Annotated in this window: 3 protein-coding genes; 1 reads left to right on the top strand and 2 read right to left on the bottom strand. The window is 56.2% G+C overall.

Features of this window, described 5'->3' with window-relative positions; all coding sequences use genetic code 11:
- Positions 1 to 500 precede the first annotated feature (500 nt).
- A complete protein-coding gene (locus ABD050_RS20935; RefSeq protein ID WP_343891455.1) occupies positions 501 to 1,580 on the bottom strand; it encodes a dihydrodipicolinate reductase in 1,080 nt (359 codons plus the stop codon).
- 499 nt (positions 1,581 to 2,079) lie between these two features.
- Complete coding sequence (locus tag ABD050_RS20940) at positions 2,080 to 2,682, bottom strand: TetR/AcrR family transcriptional regulator (protein ID WP_343891456.1); 603 nt, start codon at positions 2,680 to 2,682, stop codon at positions 2,080 to 2,082.
- Positions 2,683 to 2,921: 239 nt separating this feature from the next.
- Between ABD050_RS20940 and ABD050_RS20945 the strand changes: the two genes are divergently transcribed.
- Positions 2,922 to 4,337, top strand: a complete 1,416-nt coding sequence (locus tag ABD050_RS20945) for an aromatic ring-hydroxylating oxygenase subunit alpha (RefSeq protein ID WP_343891457.1) — start codon at positions 2,922 to 2,924, stop codon at positions 4,335 to 4,337.
- Positions 4,338 to 4,504 lie beyond the last annotated feature (167 nt).

Here is a 4,504-nt window from a genome sequence, read left to right on the forward strand (position 1 = left end):
CGCCGCCGTCCGAGGTCAGCCGCCCGCCATCGAACGCGGCGGTCACTTTCTTGCGGCAAATCGCTGGAAATGAGAAACGCGGCGCGCTATCTTCTGCCATGGCGGGCGTGGCACCTTCTGTCCGGCGTAGAGGGATGATTTAAGCACCCTTTCTCTATGCCAGATCAGTAACTTACGCTACGTCCGCCAACCCGATCCCAGGCTCCCGGTGAATAAGACGGGCTAGCTCAAAACGATCCAGTTTCAGGTGGCAGAGCATACCGCCAAGCGCTTCTGTCATGAAACCCACGAGCAACGGCGAGAGCGCCTCGGCAACTTGGTGGCAGCCTGTAACTTCGCCAAGCGGTTAATGACTCTCAACGATTTCACAGCCTACCAATACATCTGCAAATCCAGGACAAGGAGCCAGCGCGCTTCACATCAAACCCGCACCATCAAACTCCGGACCAGACTTCTAAAAGCGGATACGCCTCGGAGGAAAGTCCTCCGAGGCGGTACGTCTACGATCGCACAGTCGTTGCACGCTTCGCGCTCGACCGAACGTTGCGAGACCAATAGCGTGGAATTTCAAGGGGACTTTTCAAGCCCGGCGAAGATTCACAAACAGCGGAGATCGAGTTCACGACAGCCATCGCGCATATCTTGCATCCGTCGTGATGGCTAAAATTCTGTTCAATCGTAAAGCCGGGATCGCCTTCGATCTCTATCCGGTATGCGACGTTTTTCGGACCATAAGGGCGGGGCCATTGCTTTCCGGATTCCATGTCGATCAAATCGTTATGCTCGACGATGACGATAGGCTTGCCGCCCGACATTCCCTGCAACATGAAATGGACAGCCGACGCTTCACCCGCCTTGATCTCTCCGATGCCGACGTGAATGTCGTGATCGAGGCTATCGGTCTCGTAGGTGATCTTGATCTCTTCAAGTTCCACCTCAAGCACCTCAGCAATCGCGTATAGTGTCGGAGTCCACATCTCTTTCATGAACCCCCCCGTGACTAGTAGAGGCTGGAAGCCAGGCTCTTTACCAAATCCGAAATATTCGCGGAAGACAAACTGTGCAGTGTATTCCGCCATGCTGCCAAGTTCCATGACACGAACGCAGTCTACCCGATTTGCCCCGGCAAGAGCCGCGATCGCCAGATCGGTAGTCGCCCAACCGGGATCGATGCCCGAGAAGAAAGCGGTTGAGTTCCCCTTTCGACAAGCCGCCTCCACCTCATCGCGATATTCGGGCGGGCACGTTGTCGGATGGGCCCAAGCGAAAACCGACGGAGTTACCGCATTGGTGCCTCTCTCGAGGAACCGGCAGATCGTGTTGGCGGTCTGCTTTTCGCGGCCGATGCTGTCACCGAAGAATGAGATGCAGTCGGCATTCAATGCCAGCAACGTATCCCAATCGTTTGTCGCTTTCACTCCGGCCGCAGCAACGCCTACCAATTCACCGGAATCCTTCCCAACCTTATCCGCTGACCAGACATAGTGGCCGACAAGTTCCAGGTCTGGGTGCTCCAGAATACCTCTCAGACCATCAGCGCCAATATTTCCTGTTCCGCAGTGAACTACACGCTTTTTCATGGTGAAATCTCTCCTAAAGGTCTCGTTTGAGGAATCTGAATGGCGTGATCGTCGTGATCCACGATCGCCTTGCGGCTCCCTTTGGCATTCAGTGTAAATGTGAAAGGGGCAATGTCAATCGTCGAGCACCCGCACGAACCTTGCTTAAGCGTGCAAATCACGGCGGACTGTTGACACCGAAGGACCGTTGCCAAACGATATTCGCATTACGGGGATATGGGTCCGGTCGGTGGCTCTCGCTGCGTTCCGTCAACGGATCGAGACACGAGGCCAAGAACTCTAATTCGTTGCTCCCGAATTGGCTTTTCTGGAGGGAAGTAATAATCAGGTACCTGATATTATACATGCATCTCGCAAAGCAGATCGGTGCGATCTCTCCAGCTGGCCGGACGCATCGATCGGATAGGTGGAACTTATCCATGATCCGCTGATACGAGCCGATCATCGGTTGTGCTGCAACGGTCGCGCGGCAGGGTGCCGGGTCGGTCAACGCACCATTTCACACCACACGATGTCGATTCAACGAAGTGAGCAGCGAAAGCATTGCGAACTCGACCTCATTCGTCGTCACCAGCAGTTTGTCCGCATTCAATACCATCAACGAAGCCTCTTCGATCATCGAAAGGATCAGATGGGCCAGAGCACGAGAAGACTGAGGTGAGATCAGCCCCTTCGCCACCCCATCAGCGATTGCCTCCGTCACCATCTGTTCGCCGTAACTTAGCTGCAGTCGTCGCCATTCCGACCATCCCAAAACGGCAGGGCCGTCTATAAAGGCAATTCGTTGGCTCTCGAGACTTGCAACATTGCCGATGAAATCCTTCAGGTCGGCAATAAAGCCTTCCCACCCCTCGTTCTTGACCCGTTCCGCCGCGGTTTGCACCAAACCCCGACCGGCTTGTTCGAACACCGCGCGGAAAAGATCTTCCTTGCGAGGGAAATAGTGCTGAAGTGCGCCGCGGGTTACGCCAGCGGCTTTCACGATTTCGTTCGTGGCGGTGGCATGAAAGCCATTTTCGGCGAAAAGCCGATGCGCAGCCTCTACCAGCAGCGAGCGTGTCGCTTTTGCTTGCGCAGCCCTTATTCCTTTGCCCTTGGACACCCAAATCCCCATTTGTCGGCACGAACCGAAGCGGCGCCCGCGCGTGCACGCATGTCTAGACCTCGCTCCCCACACCCGTCCACCGGCGGCATCCGTTTACGACTTCCGGCTAACGGGGCGGCTGACAGAGCACCAGACCCGCAACGGCACGGCGTTGGCGCGTCGCGAAACGAGGAGCCATTGACACTGCATCTTTGGCATGCTTGCTGTATGCGAAAGGCACGTAGGAGAAGGCAGAAATGGAAGCCAACGCGATTTTGATCGGCGAGCCACCGGCTCCAAGAGTTGAAAACGAGCGCCCCGAGACTGTCGGAGACATCCTTCGGCGCGACTCGATCCCCGCAAGTCCCACATTGCTTATCAGCACGGAAATTCGCCTCGGCACCGCGCCGCTGGATGCCCGTCGCTACTATTCGCGCGAGTTTTTCGATCTGGAGAACGAAAGGATGTGGCCGCGCGTATGGCAATATGCGGCCTGGTCCTATGATATTCCAAACGCCGGCGATGTCGCCGTCTATCGCAACGCCGGTCGTTCGGTTCTGATCGTGCGCCAGCGCGACAATTCCATCAAGGCCTTCGCCAATGCCTGCCTGCATCGCGGTCGCGAGCTTTGTACCGAGACGGTCCAGCACCGGGACGAACTGAAATGCCCCTATCACGGCTTTACATGGAGCATCGATGGATCGCTCAAGTGGATCCCGTGCCAATGGGATTTTCCGCAGGTGAAGCCAGAAACCCATAAACTCGCCGAAGTCCGGTGCGAGTTGTGGAACGGGTTTGTCTTCATCAACTTCGATAACGATGCACCGTCGCTCAGGGACTATATGGGCAAAATGTGGGAGCAATGGGAGAGCGTGGAAGGTTGGAACTTCCACAACAGGTTCCGTGCGGTCACGGTGATCCGCCCGATGGCGGTCAACTGGAAAGTCTGCATGGAGGCTTTCATCGAAGTGCTCCACGGGTATGAGTCCCACCCCCATGTGCGGGCGGGAGGAAGCGACGTCCAGACGCAGTACGACATCTGGCCTGACGAACCGCATTTCAGCCGGATGCATACACCAATGGGCTATCCCTCGCCTCACTGCGACACGCCGCCGAGCGAGCAGGAAACCATCGACAACTGGGTCGGGGGGTTTGCGCCCGAACTGGCAGACAGCCCCGACAGCAAATTGAAACCGGGCGAGACCACCCGCCAAGCAATGCAGCGTCTTGCCGCCCAGGTCTACAAACAGCGCGTTGGCGTAGACATGAGCAACGAGCCGATTTCATATCTGGTCGATCCGATCGAATACAGCATATTTCCCAATTTCGCGCCATGGTCGTCTTTGGGGTCTCCGATCGTCTATCGTTTCCTGCCCGGCGACGATCCGGATCACTCCACTTTCGAAGTCAGTCTGTACCTGCCATTCACCGGGGAGCGGCCTGCCTCTGGGCGGACGGTTGTTGTCACACCGGAGGAATCACTGGCAAGTGTGCCGGAACTGGGCGGACTTGGCTTCATCCTGCAGCAAGACATCGACAATCTTGAGCCGATGCAACGAGGGTTGAAAGCCAACATTACGAACAAGGTTACCCTCGCCGAATACCAAGAAGTCCGCATTCGTCACTACCATCAAACGATCGACGCATATCTCGGCGACGTGGGAATAAAATAGGCGGACCGGAATCGCGGAGGGCAGGATTAGGTGAAAAGTGCGGACCGGATCGCACGCATTCTCCATGTCCTTTCTCCACGGTTTACCCGAACAGATTTCCCTAAGAGTCGGATTCGAAATTAAGCGCTGAAGCATCATAGGGTTGCGATTCGTCTGGCGAGAAGCTG

The sequence above is a fragment of the Sphingomonas oligophenolica genome (genome assembly GCF_039522915.1).
Classification (GTDB): domain Bacteria; phylum Pseudomonadota; class Alphaproteobacteria; order Sphingomonadales; family Sphingomonadaceae; genus Sphingomonas; species Sphingomonas oligophenolica.

Coding starts and splice junctions, on each gene's coding strand:
- ABD050_RS20935 (WP_343891455.1), bottom strand. CDS start 1,580: ATGAAAAAGCGTGTAGTTCACTGCGGAACAGGAAATATTGGCGCTGAT.
- ABD050_RS20945 (WP_343891457.1), top strand. CDS start 2,922: ATGGAAGCCAACGCGATTTTGATCGGCGAGCCACCGGCTCCAAGAGTT.